The 19,709-nt window shown below is 47.1% G+C and carries 17 protein-coding genes and 1 pseudogene; 13 read left to right on the forward strand and 5 right to left on the reverse strand.

The features are described from left to right. Positions 1-87: 87 nt before the first annotated feature. The 3 genes from DYH48_RS19040 to DYH48_RS19050 all read left to right on the forward strand — a co-directional run bounded on the left by DYH48_RS19040 (position 88) and on the right by DYH48_RS19050 (position 4,656). The gene (locus DYH48_RS19040) at positions 88-1,812 is read left to right on the forward strand and encodes a DUF3373 domain-containing protein (RefSeq protein WP_115335642.1); all 1,725 of its coding nucleotides are present in this window, start codon (positions 88-90) and stop codon (positions 1,810-1,812) included. Positions 1,813-1,867: 55 nt separating this feature from the next. Further along, positions 1,868-3,256 (forward strand): tetrathionate reductase family octaheme c-type cytochrome, encoded by a 1,389-nt coding sequence (locus tag DYH48_RS19045; protein WP_115335643.1) that lies wholly within the window; start codon positions 1,868-1,870, stop codon positions 3,254-3,256. A 239-nt stretch (positions 3,257-3,495) separates the two neighbouring features. Continuing rightward, positions 3,496-4,656: a putative sulfate/molybdate transporter gene (locus tag DYH48_RS19050; RefSeq protein WP_115335644.1), complete on the forward strand. Its 1,161-nt coding sequence runs from the start codon at positions 3,496-3,498 to the stop codon at positions 4,654-4,656. Between the two features lie 241 nt (positions 4,657-4,897). On the opposite strand, the pseudogene DYH48_RS19060 reads toward DYH48_RS19050, so the two are convergent. From DYH48_RS19060 to DYH48_RS19070, 3 genes and pseudogenes are all read right to left on the reverse strand, one after another. Then, positions 4,898-5,140: pseudogene (locus tag DYH48_RS19060) on the reverse strand (polysaccharide deacetylase family protein); the annotation flags it as partial. Positions 5,141-5,142: 2 nt separating this feature from the next. Then, complete coding sequence (locus DYH48_RS19065) at positions 5,143-5,775, reverse strand: ester cyclase (RefSeq protein WP_115335645.1); 633 nt, start codon at positions 5,773-5,775, stop codon at positions 5,143-5,145. Then, a complete protein-coding gene (locus DYH48_RS19070; RefSeq protein ID WP_115335646.1) occupies positions 5,775-6,911 on the reverse strand; it encodes an alkene reductase in 1,137 nt (378 codons plus the stop codon). The genes DYH48_RS19065 and DYH48_RS19070 overlap by 1 nt, the downstream gene beginning before the upstream one ends. 111 nt (positions 6,912-7,022) lie before the next feature. Here DYH48_RS19070 and DYH48_RS19075 point away from each other — a divergent pair, with 111 nt between their 5' ends. After that, entirely contained in the window at positions 7,023-7,934 is a 912-nt protein-coding gene (locus DYH48_RS19075; protein WP_115335647.1) for a LysR family transcriptional regulator, read from the forward strand. Between the two features lie 35 nt (positions 7,935-7,969). Here DYH48_RS19075 and DYH48_RS19080 read toward each other — a convergent pair whose 3' ends face one another. Beyond that, on the reverse strand, positions 7,970-9,781 hold the full coding sequence (locus tag DYH48_RS19080; RefSeq protein ID WP_115335648.1) for a sensor histidine kinase: 1,812 nt from the start codon (positions 9,779-9,781) through the stop codon (positions 7,970-7,972). Between the two features lie 209 nt (positions 9,782-9,990). On the opposite strand from DYH48_RS19080, the gene DYH48_RS19085 reads away from it, so the two are divergent. From DYH48_RS19085 to DYH48_RS19115, 7 genes are all read left to right on the forward strand, one after another. Further along, the gene (locus DYH48_RS19085; RefSeq protein ID WP_115335649.1) at positions 9,991-10,593 is read left to right on the forward strand and encodes a response regulator transcription factor; all 603 of its coding nucleotides are present in this window, start codon (positions 9,991-9,993) and stop codon (positions 10,591-10,593) included. Between the two features lie 414 nt (positions 10,594-11,007). After that, complete coding sequence (locus DYH48_RS19090; protein WP_006087082.1) at positions 11,008-11,283, forward strand: hypothetical protein; 276 nt, start codon at positions 11,008-11,010, stop codon at positions 11,281-11,283. 15 nt (positions 11,284-11,298) lie between these two features. Then, positions 11,299-11,850 (forward strand): dihydrofolate reductase family protein, encoded by a 552-nt coding sequence (locus DYH48_RS19095; protein WP_115335650.1) that lies wholly within the window; start codon positions 11,299-11,301, stop codon positions 11,848-11,850. A 192-nt stretch (positions 11,851-12,042) separates the two neighbouring features. Continuing rightward, the gene (locus tag DYH48_RS19100; RefSeq protein WP_115335651.1) at positions 12,043-12,618 is read left to right on the forward strand and encodes a type II secretion system protein; all 576 of its coding nucleotides are present in this window, start codon (positions 12,043-12,045) and stop codon (positions 12,616-12,618) included. A gap of 149 nt (positions 12,619-12,767) precedes the next feature. Then, complete coding sequence (hslV, locus tag DYH48_RS19105) at positions 12,768-13,292, forward strand: ATP-dependent protease subunit HslV (protein WP_006083300.1); 525 nt, start codon at positions 12,768-12,770, stop codon at positions 13,290-13,292. A gap of 19 nt (positions 13,293-13,311) precedes the next feature. Further along, positions 13,312-14,640: an ATP-dependent protease ATPase subunit HslU gene (gene hslU, locus DYH48_RS19110; protein ID WP_006083301.1), complete on the forward strand. Its 1,329-nt coding sequence runs from the start codon at positions 13,312-13,314 to the stop codon at positions 14,638-14,640. Positions 14,641-14,847: 207 nt separating this feature from the next. Further along, a complete protein-coding gene (locus tag DYH48_RS19115; RefSeq protein WP_115335652.1) occupies positions 14,848-15,234 on the forward strand; it encodes a gamma-butyrobetaine hydroxylase family protein in 387 nt (128 codons plus the stop codon). Between the two features lie 365 nt (positions 15,235-15,599). On the opposite strand, the gene DYH48_RS19120 is transcribed toward DYH48_RS19115, so the two are convergent. Beyond that, positions 15,600-16,385 (reverse strand): hypothetical protein, encoded by a 786-nt coding sequence (locus tag DYH48_RS19120; RefSeq protein WP_115335653.1) that lies wholly within the window; start codon positions 16,383-16,385, stop codon positions 15,600-15,602. A gap of 556 nt (positions 16,386-16,941) precedes the next feature. Between DYH48_RS19120 and DYH48_RS19125 the strand changes: the two genes are divergently transcribed. Continuing rightward, the gene (locus DYH48_RS19125) at positions 16,942-18,519 is read left to right on the forward strand and encodes a cryptochrome/photolyase family protein (RefSeq protein ID WP_115335654.1); all 1,578 of its coding nucleotides are present in this window, start codon (positions 16,942-16,944) and stop codon (positions 18,517-18,519) included. Between the two features lie 159 nt (positions 18,520-18,678). Next, positions 18,679-19,386: an SDR family oxidoreductase gene (locus DYH48_RS19130; protein WP_115335655.1), complete on the forward strand. Its 708-nt coding sequence runs from the start codon at positions 18,679-18,681 to the stop codon at positions 19,384-19,386. Positions 19,387-19,709 lie beyond the last annotated feature (323 nt).

The raw sequence follows: 19,709 nt of genomic DNA on the forward strand, positions 1-19,709 counted from the left end.
AAACACCTCAGGGACTCCTATTGGGTAAATTTGGCGAAATGCTTCTTAGCGAGATAGCGCCAACAGAAAAACTCAGGGAGAAACCTTATGCGTACCCTTATCTCAATACTCGTTGCTAATGCCTTGTTTATGTCGGGCCAAGCCCTTGCTGCACCGAACGATGTGCAAAATGAAACGCAAAAAATTACCGAACTCAAGCAGCAACTTGCCGATATTACCGAGCAATTGGATAATCTTAATGATCGCGTAGATAAAACCGAGCGACACACATCCTTAGATCGACTTGAAATTACAGGTGATTTCCGCACTAAAGCCCATTCATTGCATTACCAAGATGTAGTCTGGAGCCCAGCGATGAAGGTTAACTTCAACGACTTTGGCGCCAAAGCTATGTCTGGCGCCTTCGGCATGCCCAACGATCTAAATTCGCCACTTGGCAAAATGATGCAAGCCAATCCAGACCTTGCCGCCGCCTTCCAAAATGGCATGTTGCAGGGCGTGATGCCCTATGTGCTCGCCCCCAAAAGCGTGCAGGACATAGATAACGACATCTACTACACCACTCGTCTGCGCCTCAACCTCAAGGCAAAAGTATGGGATAACGTCAGCTTTGCTGGCCGTCTCAGTATGTTCAAAAACTGGGGCGACTCCACAGGAGTGCAAGTGTTTGACTCTTGGCGATCTTTCACTATGGATGGCACCAGCAGCGGCAATACCAGTGGCGACTGGCTGCGGGTCGAACGCGCCTATTTTGACTGGAAAAAAATCAACGGCTCCGAGTTTTATCTCTCCATTGGCCGTCGCCCTTCCACCTATGGCCCACCAAGCCACTACCGTGAAAACGAGCTACGTGGCGGCACGCCTTCAGGCCATTTAGTTAACTTCAACTTCGATGGCGCCACCTTAGGTTATAACCTAGGGGAAATCACCGGGGTTGAAGGGCAAGTTGTCCGTTTTTGTTACGGCCAAGGCTTTGAATCACAATGGGGCAATGGCGAAATGTTTGGTGACATAGTCACTAAAGATACCCACCTAGGTGGTTTTAATATCGATGCCATCAACGATGGAACTAACTTCCTGCAATTCACCTTGTTTGGCGCGAAAAACGTAAATGACGGCTTTAAAGGCACTATGGCCTTTCCAACCCAATTAGCGGGAATTTTTGCTCCGACCATGTACCAAGATATGCAAAAGTTCGACAACTTTAACTTTGTTACCCGAGTACAACCCAGCGGTGTGATTGGTGACATGTACTTAGGCGGGATTGGCTTTGCACGGGAAGAAGCAAACGATATTAAATGGTTTGCCTCACTCGGCTGGACTCGCGCCGAGCCCAATGGCAACGCAGGTATGTTTGGTGGCATGTTATCCGATGCTATCTTCGAGGCTGAGTTAAATAGCACTGGTACTGAGATCATTATGGTGCCTAAAACCAGTGACGATAGTGATACCAAAGACGGTTACGGCATCTATGTCGGCGTACAAATTCCTGCACCCTACGGTAAGTTTGGTCTGGAATATAACTATGGTTCTAAATATTGGACACCCTTCACCCAAGCCCAAGACGACCCTATCGGTAGCAAACTTGCCACCCGTGGTCATGTGGCCGAAGCCTATTACATCTTTGATATCAATCCCAAAATGTTTATCAAACTGGCCGGGCTTTACTACGACTATGAATACACAGGTAGCGGCACACCTGTGGGTGCTCCGCAAAAAATTGATGATGTATTAGCCGGTACGGCTTATTCCATGTTGCCTGTGGTTGATACCGCCTTCGACGTGAACGCCTCACTCACAATTAACTTCTAATCCGTCATAGATAACAGCCATTAGCCCTCGGTCAAGCCGAGGGCGGGAGTACAAAATGAAAAGACTCTTACTCATTGCCTTGGCGGGTATGACATTAAATACCTATGCCGCCAATCCACATAAAGAAGTGCTCGAGGGCCCCTTTGCGACGGGTACGCAAGTCACGGCACAATGTTTAGTGTGCCATGAAGACCAAGCCACAGACGTAATGAAAACCTCCCACTGGACTTGGGAGTTAGAACAAAAGCTGCCCGACAGAACCGTACTTAGGGGCAAAAAGAACAGTATCAATAACTTCTGCACCTCAATTTCAGGTAACGAACCTCGCTGTACTAGCTGTCACGCAGGCTACGGTTGGAAAGACAATGACTTTGATTTTAAAGATAAAACTAAAGTTGATTGTCTTGTCTGCCACGATACGACTGGAACTTATGTAAAAGATCCTGCAGGCGCGGGCGAGCCAATGGCAAAACTCGACTTAGCTAAAATCGCCCAAAATGTCGGTAAGCCAGTTCGCGACAACTGCGGCAGTTGCCACTTCTATGGCGGTGGTGGCGATGCGGTGAAACATGGCGATCTTGACTCTTCCATGTCTTACCCAGACAAAGCAACTGATGTACACATGGATAGCGACGGTAATGACTTTCAATGTCAGAACTGCCACACCACTGAAAAACATCAGATATCGGGCAATGCGATGGGCGTATCTCCCGGTGGTGTAGACCATATTGGTTGTGAAAACTGCCACGACAGCGCACCGCACAGCAATAAGAAGCTCAACACTCATACGGCAACGGTTGCCTGTCAAACCTGCCATATCCCCTACTTTGCTAAGAATGAACCCACTAAAATGCGTTGGGATTGGTCAACCGCAGGTGAGGATAAACCAGAAGCCGTAGACCAATACGGCAAACACACTTACCAGAAGAAAAAAGGCAACTTTGTCTGGGAGAAAATGGTGAAACCTCAATATGCTTGGTACAACGGTACAGCCAATGCGTACATGACAGGCGATAAAATGGACCCGAATGCCATCACTAAACTCACCTACCCCATAGGCGATATTAATGATGCTAAGGCTAAAATTTATCCCTTCAAAGTTCACACTGGTAAGCAAATTTACGACAAAAAACTCAATGTCTTTGTGACCGCTAAAGTCTATGGCAAAGGGGGTTACTGGAACGATTTCGATTGGAACTTAGCTGCCAAACTTGGAATGGAAGCCAACCCGACTATGGTAGAAAAAGGCCTGAAATACAGTGGCGAATATGGCTTTGCTGAAACGGAAATGTGGTGGCGTATCAACCATATGGTTTCACCTAAAGCACAAGCCTTAAATTGCAACGACTGCCATAACAAAGGCTCAAGACTCGATTGGCAAGCCCTAGGTTATCAAGGTGACCCAATGAAAACTAAACAAGGACCGAAACATAAACAGCCTTAACTAGCCCGTTCCCTGCAATACCCTTTGAGATCTTAGTGTTTCACTAAGATCTCTTTTTTATGATGTTGCCACTCTGGCACAAACACAGACATTTAGACTCAGCCATTCTTCAGCCTTGCCCCAGTTTGTCTCACTGAGTGACGCCGTACGGTAGTTTGACTCTGTCTACCCGCCAAATCACCTGATTTTTATGGCATTTATTTTGCGTAGTCATAACGTGTTCAATTGCGGCAACCTATATGACCTCGGGCAAAATCCCCCAAACAGTATCCCATCCTTCATTCAACCGTTTACTAGGTGAAACCAGTGGTGCCTTTGCCGACTTGGGCACTTTTTTACCTTTAGTGCTGGGGCTGATTGCCCTTAATCAATTTTCACCCCAAGGGATTTTTTTGGGCTTTGGTTTATTCGCCATCTTAAGCGCACTGTTTTACCGTCGCCCTATTCCCGTACAACCGATGAAAGTCATCGCCGCACTGGTGATCGCCCAAGGCTTGACGCCAGGTATGTTGCAGGCAAGCGCCATGTTGATGGGCATTATCCTGTTAATTCTGGCCTTTAGCGGCGCCATTACTTGGTTAGCAAGACAGTTATCCCAAGCTGTGAGTGTGGGTATTCAACTCGCCATCGGTCTGCAATTGATGTGGATGGGCACTAAGATGATGAGTGAGTTTTGGCTGGTTGGAGTAGGCGCTTTTATACTGCTTTTTATCAGTAAATTTTTGCCGTTTCGCTACCTTGCCATGCCCTTAGTCATAGCCGCGGGGATGATTTGGCAGGCAAGTACTCAAACGGATTTAGCCACTAATCTTGATATCCAAACCATGACAGCGCCGTTTCAATTGGCTTGGCCGACGTCTGTTGAGTGGACCTCTGCCGCCCTTTTGTTGGTTTTGCCACAACTGGCATTAACCTTAACCAATGCAGTCATTGCCACATCTGTAATGGCACAGGAGAAATTCCCTGAAGATGCAGCCAAACTCACACCCAAAAACTTCGCTATTAGCTCAGGTCTTGCTAATTTACTGCTCGCGCCCTTTGGTGCCTCAGCAATGTGCCACGGCGCGGGGGGGCTTGCGGTGCAATACCATTTTGGCGCCCGCACTTACCTAGCGCCGTTAATTTTTGGCAGTACCTGTTTAGTGATCGCCCTGTGCTGGGGCAGTCATATCGCTTGGCTATTAAGCCTTATTCCTATGGCTATTCTCGGCAGTTTGCTAACCACTGCGGGGCTGCAACTGGCATGGTCGAAACGCTTAATCGATGGTAAGCCCTTCTGTATCTTTGTGATTTTATCCACAGCCGTCACTTGCCTTGCCATCAATGCCGCCGCAGGGCTCGCAGTGGGGATTATTCTAGAGCAAGGTCGCCGCACTTGGGCCATGTTGGCCACGCGTTAATCGCTTCCGACCCGCAGTAATAAGGTTCCCAAAATCAAACAGCGCGTTAAACAACGCGCTTTTTGTTAACCATTACACCTCTTCCAACTGCCATCAACGAGAACGAGAGTTATAGCAGGCTAAAAGGTTCTTGCAGGATTGGTCGGCGTGTCCTTTTGCGCCAGCGCCCATTTAGCAATGGCATCTTTACGCATAAAGCCAACGCTGTCGTGACCTTTCACGTACTGGATAAACTTATCTAAGGCGGAAACGGCCCTTCGGCATTTTTATCTTGAGCACCTGCTTCAAACTGCATTGAGATTGAAATCACTAACTGCTCACCACTTGGCCAAAATATTTTGTTCATACCACTGCCGCCTGAACTTTTGGAGTCATTTTCTAAGGTATCTAATGAGGGTAAACCAATAGCCAGCGCAGTTTGGCTTAGGCCGAACCCAGCAGCGATGGCGCCACCTGCCATTAGAAATCGTCGACGTTGATTCATGATTAAGTCCCTGCAGCTAATTGAGAAAATAGCGTTTGATAATCTTCGAGGTGCCAGTTATCTGTGATGAAACCATCCCGTACTCGATACATGTCAACAGCACGAAAATCGATTTTCTGCCCTTGGTCTTTTTGCTCACCAAAGACACCAGTGAAGCGGCCATTAAAACGCAGCCGCACCACTGCACGATCGCCAACGACTAGCAAATGCTCAACTGAAACAGAGAGATCGGGGACCGCTGCCCTAAATGCCTTTGAGGCTTCGAGTGGACCCGTGATTCCCTGTGCGCGGCCAGCGGGCAGAGTACGGTCGATAAAACCAGTCGCCAATGCGCCGTGGGCAAAACTTGCATCGCCCGTGTGCCAAAAACTGGCATATAACAAGGCGGCGCGGGCGATAACTTGTGCCTGCGGTGATTCATCAGAAATCGTTTCCATTGCCGAGACTTTAGGTACTAACGCCGCTCGTACTTTAGTGATTTCTGGGGTCGCGCCGACTTGGTCGGCCATCGCATCCATGCTCAGACTGGCTAAGCTAAAACCCACAATTACGATACCAATAACGTCTGAAAACCATAAACTTAGACTGAGCCATGCGGGATATCGCTGCACAGATAAACGGTTAACCCGATCCATTATGCCACCTCATCGTCATCCGAACGGATAACGGCTCTCAATGCTTCGTTGTGTGTAGGATAATCGGTATAACCCGCCGCACTACCGCCAAACAAGGGCCCTTTGTCGAATGCAGATAAAGGCAATTGATGCATTAAACGGTAAGGCAAATCAGGATTGGCAATAAAAGGACGACCGAAGGCGACTAAGTCCGCATAACCGCTATCAATCACCTCATTGGCACGCGCCACATCATAGCGACCCGCAACAATAATGCTGCCCTTAAAGACTTTACGCAGCTCGACTCTAAAGGACTCTGGCACCTGCGGCGCATCATCCCAATCCGCCTCTGAAAGATGTAAATATGCCACGCCCAATGCCGATAAATGCTTAGCCGCTAACAGAATAGTGTCTACAATTTCAGGACACGCCATATCTTTAAACGTCACGTAAGGGGCGAGGCGAACCCCGACTTTATCGGCACCAATTTTCGCACTCACGGCTTGGACAATTTCGAGTAAAAAACGAATGCGATTTTCCTGAGAACCGCCGTAGGCATCAGTTCTGTGGTTTGAATTGGTGCGTAAAAACTGGTCAATCAGATAACCATTGCCGCCGTGAATTTCGATGCCATCAAAACCCGCCGCAACCGCATTCACTCCCGCCTGTGCAAAATCGGCCACAACGCGGTCGATATCGGCTTGCACCATAGCCCTAGGTTCTGGGCAATCCACCATTTGCCCTTCAGGATGCGCTTCATCCACAATCCATACTTTAGTGCCAACGGGCGCAATAGCTGATGGCGCAATCGGGGCATTACCCTGCTGAAAAATCGGGTGCGATACACGGCCAACATGCCAAATTTGATTGAAGATTTTACCACCAGCCTGATGCACTGCCGCTGTGACTTTTTTCCAGCCCTCAATTTGCTCAGCGGTATACACGCCCGGCGTAAATGAATAACCTTGGCTGTCATCGGAGATTTGTGTCGCTTCTGTGATGATTAACCCCGCCGAGGCGCGCTGGGCATAATATTGCGCCATCAGATCATTCGGAATATTGCCTGGCTGCGTAGTACGCGCCCGAGTCATAGGGGCCATCACAATGCGATTGTTTAATGCCAGTGACGCTAATTTATAAGACATGAAAAGACTCATACACACTCCGAACCAGAAATTAAGATGAAACATCAGTGGTGCAATTGTGCATTAGTTAATCTATATTGATAATCAGGCTATTATTAAAATCATTTTCAAAAATAATTTGATATGTATCATTTAAACGATCTGCAATTAGCGCTGCGTATCGCAGCCTTAGAGAGTCTCTCGGCAGCCAGTAAAGAAATAGGCATGACGCCGGCAGCGGCAAGTGCCGCGCTGCAAAGATTAGAGAAAAAGCTAGGATGTCAGCTATTTGCTCGCTCGACGCGGCGCTTACAGCTCACAGAAGAAGGGCGGATCTTTCTCGATTCGGCGAAACCCGCACTGGCGATTCTCGAAACCGCCAGCGCCAATTTAGCCGAACACAGGGGTGAGCTTAAGGGCGAAGTACGCCTCGCCTTACCTTCGGATATTGGCCGCAGCCAGATCCGTGCTTGGCTCGATGAATTGATGGACAGCGCCCCAGAACTGACAGTGCAGCTGTATTTTGGCGATCATATGACAGACTTAATCGACCAAAATATCCATTTGGCTTTGCGCTATGGCCAGCTTGACGACTCAAATCTGAAAAGGCGTCAGCTCGCCATGACCCCAAGAGTACTGGTCGCCTCACCCACTTATCTGGCACAACATGGCACACCAAGCACACTAAATGAACTCAGCCAACATGCTGTGCTGATTTTAAATCGCGGCGGTGAGCCGTGGCAGAAATGGAAATTCAGCCATAACGGCGCGCCCGTTGAAATCGAAGTCAGGGGTAAACGTTTTTGTAACGATGGTGCAGTAATCCGCGACTGGGCGATCGAAGGCCGTGGGATTGCCTACAAAAGCTGGCTCGATGTGGCGCAGGATGTCACTGAAGGCAGACTCAACCTAGTGTTAACCGATAAAATCGCACCGCCGATCCCACTGCAATTGGTGTACCTGCAAACCGATTATCCCAGCCATAAAATACGGCGCACCATAGAGTTTTTAGTGGAAAAACTTGGTCAATTCGCCCAAGACTATCCACTGCCCTAATGCAATTGATCTGCAGCTAAGTGGAACTATGCACATTAGCCTTTAGGTAAGACCACCGTGACCACACAGCCCTGCTGCCAAGGTAGTAAAGCTTGCGTGGATTGCTGACAGTTTTCGATTTGAATGCTGCCGTGATGGCGGGTGACCACATCCTTACAGATGGCTAAACCTAGGCCTAATCCTGCATCTTTGGTTGAGGCAAAAGATGCCATCAACTCACTCGCCTGCCCCTGTAGCCCTTCGCCATTATCAATCACTAATACTTTGATTTCATGCGGTTGAAAATAGATTTCGATCCATAATTGCCGCACGCGGTTATCGCCGCAGGTCTCTAGCGCATCTAAGCTATTTTTCACGAGATTGACCCACATTTGACTTAAGCCAACGCTATCCCCCATCAGCTCAAAGGGCTCACCCTGCACTCGCACATTCACTTGCACATTGGCCCGGTCTAACTCGCGCCGCAGTAAAGCTAACGCCTCCTTCACCACCAGCACGATATCTAACGGCTCTGTCTTGGCCTGACGCCGCTTGAGTAAACCGCGAATACGGTGCACAACCGCACCCGCGCGAATCGACTGCGCATTAATTTTCCCAAGCACATCATAAAGTTCGGGATTATCTTGCCCAAGCCTTTCCAATTGCAGCATGGCGCCTTCGCTGTATTGGGTAATGGCGGCTATGGGTTGATTGAGTTCATGGGCAAGGCCAGCGCCAATTTCCCCCAGAATTGCCGCACTTTGCAGTCGCTCAAGCTGCAATGCCTTATCCTTTAACTGCCGCTCAGTGCTAACTAAAAACTCACTTTTCTGGCGAAATTTATATTCGAGCCACAGGTGATAAATAGTCGAAATAATGAAGATTAATAGCAGCACACCACCCCACTCTTTATTTTTCGCCATCCATTTGTATACAGTTTGATAGAGTGGCGGCGACGCACCTTGAAGTTGTAATTCCTTAAATAACTCAATGACTTTCAACTGACTCACCGGTGCCGTCCAGCCCAAGGTATCGGCGGTAATGGCAGCGACATGGTCGGCGGGTAAATCAAATAAGGCGCGGGTGATCGCCATCGTCAGCTTAGGAGCAACCGTATCCGCAGCTGCGAATGACCAATTGGGGTATAACTGAGTGCTCACCTCACAATCATATCCTGCCGGTTTAGTCGGATGGATCACGCGATAATCGGCCTGATTAACTAGGCCAGTTGCGATCATTTCCTCTAAGGTGCAAAAAGGCGCGATGGCAGCATCGGCGCTGCCGTCACGGACTTGATAAACAAGCGGCTCCAATGGAAAACCGAGGAAGCGCACTTGCCCAAAAAACTGTTCGGGTAAAAAGCCCATTTTATGAAGCAACCCCATGGCCGCCTGATACCCGCCTAATGCCTGCGGATCACTGGCGACCACATTGCGCCCGCGCAAATCCTGCAGGGTGCGGATAGGGCTATCGGCGCGGACAATAATAGTCGCGCCTATGGTAAAAGTACTGCCCTGATGCTTGCGGCTTTTCATCGTCGCGAGCCAAGACAGCGGGAAGTTATTGCTTAGATGTAGATATTGCCCGGGGTTGGTGACGATAAACTGCAAATCATGGCCGAGTAACTGGCTACGCATGCCATTAAAGTCGACGGGCACCACTTCAAAATGGCTATTGGGCACTTGTTCAGTCAGATAATCCATCATAGGTTGCCAACGCTGCTTGGCTTGTAATACGCCGTGGTTGGCCAACACTCCGACTTTAAAGTGATTCACCTGCGGCACGTCATCGGCATAGGACTGATTGAGCCCAATGACACTTAGGCATAATCCCATCACTACCGCTTTACACCAAGAGCCCGTCGTCATCACCGCTATTACCCTGTCTTGTATGCTATTAAACGACTTTAACTCGCAGATAAAAATCAAGCTGTGAAATGCCGCCAAACTCTGGTTTCTGCCCTAAGATAATCGGCTAATTTAGTGATGAACCTCCCAAGACCTAGGCTTAAAATTGAGCCTGACACAGACGCGGCTTAAGCTGATATAGCGATCCACACATGCCCACAAGGAAATCCATGTCTACAAAATTGCCACTATATTTAGTTGATGACGATGAAGCGATTCTGGATTCGCTGGGTTTTATGCTCGGACAATTTGGCTACCAAGTGCAAACCTTCAACAGCGGCCGCGACTTCCTTACGCACTGTGCATTATCGCAGGCAGGCTGCGTGATTTTAGATAGCAGAATGCCGGAGATCACCGGCCAAGAAGTGCAGCAAAAACTGCTCGAAACCCACAGCCCGCTTGGCGTCATCTTTCTCACTGGCCACGGCGACTTACCTATGGCGCTGAGCGCCTTTCGTAAGGGAGCCTGCGACTTTTTTCAAAAACCTGTGTCCGGCAAGGCATTAGTACAAGCGATAGAAAAAGCACAGCGTGAAAGCCAGGCGGCCTTCGAGCAGCAAAGTCTGCAACATAAGTTTGACCAACTGACCGAGCGCGAGCAGCAAGTGTTAGCCCATGTGATCCAAGGCATGACCAATAAGCAAATCTCGGAGGCGATGTTTTTATCCCTGCGCACGATTGAAGTACACCGCGCAAAAATCATGAAGAAACTCGAAGTAAATAATATGGCAGAGTTAGTGCAGCACTTAGGGAATTTGCATTCAGTCTTATAAGTCAGTGACCCATAGTCGCTAAACAATCGCGACGCCTTCTCGCCACGCATAAGGATTTAACCGTTAAACCCTTTTTACCCAGACCATTCAAGATACCGTAACTACACAGTTTTCATCCTACCTGCGACAAGCTGTCGCAGTTTGTGCATTTGGCTTTGTTAAATATCGTATCAGCCCGCACAATCACGCCATAGGTTCCTTCCTTTGTGCCCCGCAGGCGCTCAAGAAATCCACTGCTTTTTGAACCTCCACCCGAGGGTAACTATGCCCTCGGGTATTTTTTCTCCCATCCGCGAATGCCTAACTCCGAGATAACAACCAAAGTGGAAATTGAACGATCCAGTTCTAGCTCCGTCTGTAAAGCAGTTATATACTTTCCAACCGTCTCAAATAATAAGAATCATGGAAGAGCGAATGTTCAAACCTTTAATATTACTCAGTTTTAGCGCCTTAGCCTTGACCTGTATGAGTGGCTGCGTTGGGCCGCTTAATTCAAAATGTGATACAAATTCCCCCTACAGCAAACAAGAATGCAATGCAGCCGATGCCGCTGTTTATGTTGCAGCCGCCATATTAGAAGGCCCAGATAAAGGTCAAACGTGTAACGATATGTCGGGCAAAGCAAAACAAGACTGCCTCGCTCAGCAACAGGCACTAAAAGAATCACTAGAGAAACACGCTCGAAAATAGCATTAAGGAAGATAAATGAAAGCCTCCGTTTTTATTGCCGCGACCCTCGACGGCTATATCGCCACTCCCGATGGGGATATCGACTTTTTAAACCAGCATCCCAGTACAAATCCCGATGAAGACTTTGGTTATCATGCCTTTATTGACACTGTCGATGCGATAGTGATGGGACGTAAAAGCTTTGAAAAAGTCCTCTCCTTCGATTGTGATTGGCCCTATGTAAATATCCCAGTGTTTGTATTAAGTCGCAGCGGCGTAACTGTGCCATCGGCGTTAAGTGAGCACGTACAAGTGCTAAATGGCGATGCGGCAAGCATTAGCGAACAACTTAAAACCCGTGGCTTTAAGCATCTCTATATCGATGGTGGCCAAACGATCCAAGGCTTTTTAGCGGCGGGGCTAATTCAAGAACTCACGCTCACTCGTATCCCCACTTTACTGGGTAAAGGCATTCCGCTCTTTGGCGACTTAGCTCAAGCGCTTCAATTAATGCCAATTCACACGCAGCAGTATGACAATGGCTACGTACAAACCCGCTACCAAGTGATAGACGACACCACTTTATAAGTCGTTTACCTGCGGGCGATGACATTAATGACGAAGCTAACCCCTACCATTTTGCGGCTTGCCCGCTTCTATTTGAGTTCATGTAACCAAAACGTTAAGCAGAATGTTAAACAAATAAATACTATCAATGACTTACTGATTGCGAATCGAAGTTCCGTTAGAATATCCCCCTCTAACAGATAGGTGAGCAATATGAGTCGTTTGCAGTCATCGAAGGGTTTTACATTAATAGAACTGGTTGTGGTCATTATTATCCTTGGGATCTTGGCCGTCGTTGCGGCACCTAAGTTTTTAAACCTAGGCCAAGATGCCCACGATGCTAGAGCCAAAACCGCATTTGCGGCCTTTGCCTCTGGCGTTAAGCTTTACCACAGCTGCTGGCTTGCAGGCGGTCACTCAGGTTATACCCAAGATCTCGCCTGCTATGGCGATGGTAAACTCGACTCGAGCACGACAGGATTTCCACTGGGAACAGAGACTGCAACCGCTGATGCCGGTGTTAAATTGCAGGGCGATTATTGCGGTCAGTTATGGCAAGGTCTTTTGGCTAATAATGAATTTATCATTGCGACTCAATATAGTTGGCGCACAGTTCCCAATGTCGACATTGTTTACTGGTATGGTGCCGTCGACATTACCGATCCCAATGCTTACTGTATTTTCAACTATGTCTCGGACGATCGCAGCTTCGGCAGTGAAAACTGGGATTTTAAATACTATCCCTATAGTGGAAAGACTGAAGTCGGTCGCTCAACCCTTCCCCAGTAAGCGCTTATTTTTGCAGCCAAAGGTGCGCGAAAGATCGCAAACTCCTTTGGCTTTTCTCGCTATAACTTGAATTATTGTCATCTATCCCCATATCTACTCCATCATCCACCGCATGATTTGTCATTGCGGGCCAGAGAAGAGGATTCATTGTGACCACTATCGTATCAGTACGCCGTAATAATCAAGTTGTCATCGCCGGCGATGGCCAAGTCTCCCTAGGCAATACCGTGATGAAAGGTAACGCCAAAAAAGTGCGTCGCTTATATCACAACAAGGTACTGGCAGGTTTTGCAGGCGGCACCGCCGATGCTTTCACCCTATTCGAGCGTTTTGAGGCCAAACTCGAAATGCACCAAGGCCATTTATTGCGCTCGGCCGTTGAGCTAGCCAAAGATTGGCGTACCGACCGTATGCTGCGCAAACTCGAAGCCCTACTCGTCGTGGCCGATGCCGAAACCTCGCTGATCATCACAGGTAATGGTGATGTCGTTCAGCCAGAACACGACTTAGTCGCCATTGGTTCAGGCGGCAACTATGCCCAAGCGGCGGCCCTTGCGTTATTGCAAAATACCGAGCTGTCGGCCCTAGAAATCGCTGAAAAATCCCTGACCATTGCCGCGGATATCTGCGTATTCACCAATCAATTCAAGACGATTGAAGAACTCAATTACTAAACAGCCCGTGAGGAATATTATGTCTGAAATGACCCCCCGTGAGATTGTCCACGAGCTGGATGCACACATTATTGGCCAACAAAAGGCCAAACGTTCTGTTGCTGTTGCCCTGCGTAACCGCTGGCGCCGGATGCAACTGGATGTGGATTTCCGTCAAGAAGTCACCCCAAAAAACATCCTGATGATTGGCCCCACTGGCGTAGGTAAAACTGAAATTGCCCGCCGTTTAGCCAAGCTTGCCAACGCGCCTTTTATCAAGGTCGAAGCGACTAAATACACAGAAGTGGGTTATGTCGGTAAAGAAGTCGAGCAAATCATCCGCGACTTGACCGATATCGCCATCAAGCTGACCCGTGAACAGCAAATGGGTAAGTGCCGCCAACGCGCCGAAGAAAATGCCGAAGAGCGCATTCTCGATGCCCTGTTGCCTAAGCCGAAAAACGACTGGGAAAGCACAGAAACCGATTCCAGCTCAAACACCCGCCAAGTGTTCCGCAAGAAGCTGCGCGAAGGCCAATTAGACGATAAAGAAATCGATATCGATGTGGCACAACCACAGGTCGGCGTCGAAATCATGTCGCCTCCTGGCATGGAAGAAATGACCAACCAGCTGCAAAGCCTGTTTAAAAACATGGGCCAAGCACCGGCAAAACGTCGCAAGATGAAGATCAAAGAAGCCTTTAAGCTATTGATCGAAGAAGAAGCGGCCAAACTAGTTAATCAAGAAGATTTAAAAGAGCAAGCCATTGAAATGGTTGAGCAACACGGCATAGTGTTCCTCGACGAAATCGACAAAATCTGTAAGCGTGGCGAAACCTCAGGCCCAGACGTTTCCCGTGAAGGCGTGCAACGTGACTTACTGCCGCTAATCGAAGGCTGCACTGTCACCACTAAACACGGCATGGTAAAAACCGATCACATTCTGTTTATCGCCTCGGGCGCATTCCAGATGTCTAAACCGTCGGATTTAATTCCTGAATTACAGGGTCGTTTGCCTATTCGTGTTGAGTTAGATGCGCTGTCAGCCAATGATTTTAAACGCATTTTAACCGAGCCACACGCCTCACTCACCGAGCAATATATCGCGCTGATGAACACAGAAGGCGTGAAAGTTGAATTCAGCGAATCGGGTATCGACAGCATTGCAAAAGCCGCATGGCAAGTGAACGAGCGCACCGAAAACATCGGCGCCCGTCGTTTACACACTGTGATGGAAAAACTGATGGAAGATATCTCCTACGAGGCATCGGAAAAATCGGGCTCCGCCTTTGTTATCGACGCCGACTATGTCAGCGCCCACTTAGATAACTTAGTCCAAGACGAAGATCTCAGCCGCTTTATCCTCTAGTGCAAAACCCGTTCACCGCCAAGCCCAAACGACTTGGCGGTGAACGGCGACTCAAATACAAAAGTGTGACTCAACCGAAAAGTCGGCTCCAAACGCTAGGCAGCTCGAGCATTCCCTTTGTATCCTTAGCCGCCAGCAGTTACATTAGTCAGGTGTTATTTTAATGAGTCGTTATCCTATCCTTAGCATTTTCTTGGTAGCCAACCTATGACCACAACAACGCCGAATGTCACCGATATTAAACTGAAACGTAAATCACGCATTCTAGAAGTCAGTTTCGACAATGGTGAGCAATATCAGCTCAGCTGCGAGATGCTCAGAGTCTACTCGCCCTCAGCCGAAGTGCATGGTCACGGCAACCCTAAGCTGGTCACCCACAAGAAAAACGTCAACATCAGTGCCATAGAACCCGTCGGTAACTATGCAGTAAAAATCGTCTTCGATGACGGCCACGACACAGGCCTATTCTCGTGGAAAGTACTCTACGATCTCGCCACCCACCAAGTGGATCTATGGGAAAAATACCTCGCCCGTCTACGCGCCGAAAAAGCCTCCCGCGAACCGCTGATTGCGATGAATATAAAGTACAACTAATACGTTAGGTAACGCGGGCACTTAATTGTAGGATTTAAACAATTGGTGGCGAGTAAAATTGAGTGGCATTACAGCTAACAGCAATTTTCAATTTATTAATCTAGCCATTAAGCACTGCTACTCCAGTGACTCGCCGTAAATATATCCCTATAGGCTCGACGGCGGCATCTGCTGCATATGGAAGTGCGAATGCCGCAATCACATGGATGTGAAAGAGCGGCCATGCCGCCAACTTCCATACCAATGCTTAATTCAGCTAATCTCTGCGTATCCATTAACTCTAAAGATAGATAATTTAACCATAACCAAAAAAGTTATAACTTTGGATTGATAGATAAATCAAAACAATACAAATAGTAAGAACATCAGCTCTCTATAATTTCAAATTCAACCTTATATTTTCCCATTAATGCTTTAACCAATGAATTAATTGCCACTTGAAAATTAAGCCCACGGCCTTCCTTAGAAAAAACAAAGTCTATTTCAAACGTATTATGCTTGAGTGTTATTCTCTCAAATCTATAACGTGGAACTTCTCTATTCACCTTAAAACGCCTATCCCTTGTTCCATCAATCCGTTGATGTTGCCACCCATAACCTACAACCTCAGAGTCTTTTGGGTGACAACTGTAACTGAGCATATCTACTTTCGAAGTAGATATTTTAACATCTTGATAATTCACATAGCGATATTCATTTTTTTCAAAAATAACAATGCAGTTTGGAAGAAAATGAAAGACTATTGACTGACAATTAATAGAAGGGATGCTGATATCAGACTCAAACAAATAATTCTTGACCTTTATATCTCTGACTCTTTCAAAGTCTGACACTTTACCAAGATCATTTTTACGAAAAAGCTGTTTATCAGACAACATTAAGCATGATATTGAACTGACAAAATCATTATGCACCATAATAAAACTAGCATCTAAATCAAAGCTTAAAATTGTAACTTTCCGTCTTTTATCATAAAGGAATGTCACAATTAAAAAAGCAGTTAAAACAACCTCTATTACAGGCCAAAAACCATATACATCATAAAACAAAATGTGAGCACCATTTATAAAAAATATAATTATCCAAAACGGATACAACTCATATTTTTCATTTAACTCTTTCGTTAAATTATTTTTTATCAAGTCATTCATTACTGTTGAGTCACTGATGAGTTTGAAACCGAATATAAATAATCTAAGCTACCATATAGTAAAAAAACTAGATATGTATACATCTTTATTTTCCCATTACTAACGAATACCACAAAGACGAAGGAAATAAACCTTCCCCTGCGAAGTTGCTGAAGGGCGTTGAAGAAAATAGCGTGACGCAGACAGAACGTCTGCGTAGCTTTCGGGGGGAAGGGACGCCCCATCGGAAGCGTTAGCGATTTTCGAATAAGCACGAAGCCAGTCACTAATGCATGTAACTCCGTTAGGGACGTCTTGGCTGATGTGAAAACAATAGGCAAGGAGGATAGGACGAGCAGTCCTCTTTGGTCGACTCTTTATTAAAAAATCAGGGGGTGAAGCCCCACGACTTTGACTTTGCTTTAAAAGCTATCAAACCAAGTTTAGATAAATCTCCTTGTCGAAATCACGACAAATACCCAGCCTTGTGATCCTCACTGCAACCCAATTCGTAATGTCCGGCAATATCCCATCGCGAAATGCTTAACCGCGAAAGTCATTCACCAGAGCCCAGTTAATGCAACCACAGCAGCAATTACAGCAATTCCATACAGTCAGGTTAATTTTAGGCGATCAACTCAATGCCCAGCATTCTTGGTTTAACCGCGTTGATGATCAAGTACTGTATGTGATTGCAGAACTGCACCAAGAAAACACTTATGTGACGCATCATGTGCAAAAGATATGTGCCTTCTTTGCGGCAATGGCGCAATTTGCTCAAGAGCTGCGGGCGCAAGGGCATCAAGTGCTCTATCTCACCCTTGATGACACCTTCAATAACACTCAGGGCTATAGCGATCTACTGGGGCTCATTCAACATCAAGTGACGCAGGTTGGCGCGATCAAGTTTGAATACCAAAGGCCAGATGAATACCGCCTGCTTGAGCAATTGAGTCAGCTTAAACTCAACACCGCCGTGGTGAACTGTGTCGATACAGAACACTTTATATTGCCGTTTGACGAAATCGATACGCAGTTCCCCGTCGGCAAACACATTATGATGGAGCACTTTTATCGCCGTATGCGTAAACGCTTCAACATCTTGATGCAAGAAGGAAAGCCACTCGGCGGGCAATGGAACTTTGATGCAAGCAACCGTCAAAAGCTTAAACCTCAGGATATAAAAGTCTTGCCTGAGCCATTAATGTTTAGCCTCGATGTGACGGAAATTCTCGCTAGGCTTGAGGGTCACCAAATCCCAACCATGGGTCGCATTGATGGGCCATTGCTGTGGCCTATAAACCGTGCGCAAAGCCTCGAATTATTAGCGTATTTTTGTCAGGTTTGCTTGCCTTCCTTTGGCCGCTTTCAAGATGCCATGACAGCGCAACATCATGCCAAGTGGAGCTTGTACCATAGTCGGCTATCCTTCAGCCTTAACAGTAAATTAATCAGTCCATTAGAAGTCATCAATGCGGCCATCGAAAGTTATCAAACAGATGCTGAAATTGATATCGCCCAAGTCGAAGGATTTGTGCGGCAGATATTAGGTTGGCGAGAATACGTTCGCGGCATTTACTGGGCCAATATGCCGCAGTACGCCAGCACTAACGCGCTCAATGCCCATAGGACGCTGCCCGATTATTTTTGGCATGGCGACACTAAAATGAACTGCATGCGACAAGCGTTATCCCAATCATTAGATTTTGCCTACGCCCATCATATTCAGCGCTTAATGGTGATCGGCAATTTCTGTTTATTAACCGAAATCGAGCCAAATCAAGTCGATGAGTGGTATTTAGGCGTATATGTTGACGCCATCGAATGGGTTGAAATGCCCAACACTCGCGGCATGGCCTTGTTTGCCGACGGCGGTATTGTCGGTACTAAACCCTACGCCGCTAGCGGTTCCTACATCAATAAAATGAGTGATTACTGCAGCGGCTGTCATTACAAGATAAAAGAGCGCAGCGGCGTACTCGCCTGCCCGTTCAATAGCTTTTATTGGCGCTTTATGGACAAACACCGCGCAAAATTGTCGCAAAACCCAAGGATCGGCATGTTGTACCAGACTTGGGACAAGATGGACGAGTCCGTAAGGCACGCCATATTAGCCACGGCCGAACACAACCTCGTTCATCTAAACCGTTTATAGCTGAACCATTAGCACTGAGTGTTAGTGCTTAGCATTTGTACTGATTGTTAGTACTTAGCATTAGTACTGATTGTTAGTACTTAGCATTAGTACTGGGCCTAAGCGTGACTCTTGGATATAGAGAGTTTGATATAGAGATTTGGATAGGGAGAGTTTGCTATGAAAGTACTTATCGTCGGCGGGAGTGGAGGTATTGGCCAAGCCATGGTTAAGCGAGTCCAAGAGGCATATCCCAACGCCACTGTGCACGCCACCTACAGGCATCATCTTCCACAAGACAGGCAGAATAATATCCAATGGCATCAGTTAGATGTGACCAATGAGGCCGAGATTAAACAGTTGAGTGAACAACTCACTGAATTAGATTGGCTGATTAACTGTGTCGGGATTTTACACACCCAAGATAAAGGGCCAGAGAAAAGCCTACAGTCACTAGATATCGCCTTTTTCCAGCACAATTTAACGCTCAATACCCTACCCAGTGTCATGCTGGCTAAACACTTTTGCCATGCCTTAAAACAAAGTAGCTCGGCAAGGTTTGCCGTGATATCGGCGAAAGTCGGCAGTATTTCCGATAATAGATTAGGTGGTTGGTACAGCTATCGCGCCTCAAAAGCCGCGCTGAATATGTTTCTCAAAACACTGTCGATTGAGTGGCAGCGGAACATGAAACACTGCGTGGTGTTATCCCTGCATCCGGGCACAACTGACACGCCATTGTCTCAGCCCTTTCAACAGAGTGTACCTAAAGACAAACTGTTTACACCTGAGTATGTCGCCAACTGTTTGCTGCCCATCATTGCTAATGCCACTCCCGCACAAACAGGGTGCTTTTTCGCCTACGATGGCACTGAGTTACCTTGGTGAAATGAGTTAAACAGTGAGCCTAATAGCGCGATGCGGGAGGGCTCTTGCAAAATGCATATTTCAAAGGGCGTTTCAAAATGAATCCGGCAAAGCTATGGATCTTTGCCCTTAAAAAAGGGTTATGCCCAGAAGCCCCGCTAATCCTTAAATCTACCAACTTAAAAAATCACTCGCCTAAAAACACCCGCTTAACCTCGCCACTGGCTCCAACCTAACCCAATGAAAATCAATCAATAAAGTACTTTTTACGACTCACAAAACCCGCCATTTGACTAGGCTAAATCGCTATTACCCAAAAGTCCTAATTCAGATTTAAAAGCGTC

The organism is Shewanella baltica (assembly GCF_900456975.1).
In the GTDB taxonomy this organism is placed as follows: domain Bacteria; phylum Pseudomonadota; class Gammaproteobacteria; order Enterobacterales; family Shewanellaceae; genus Shewanella; species Shewanella baltica.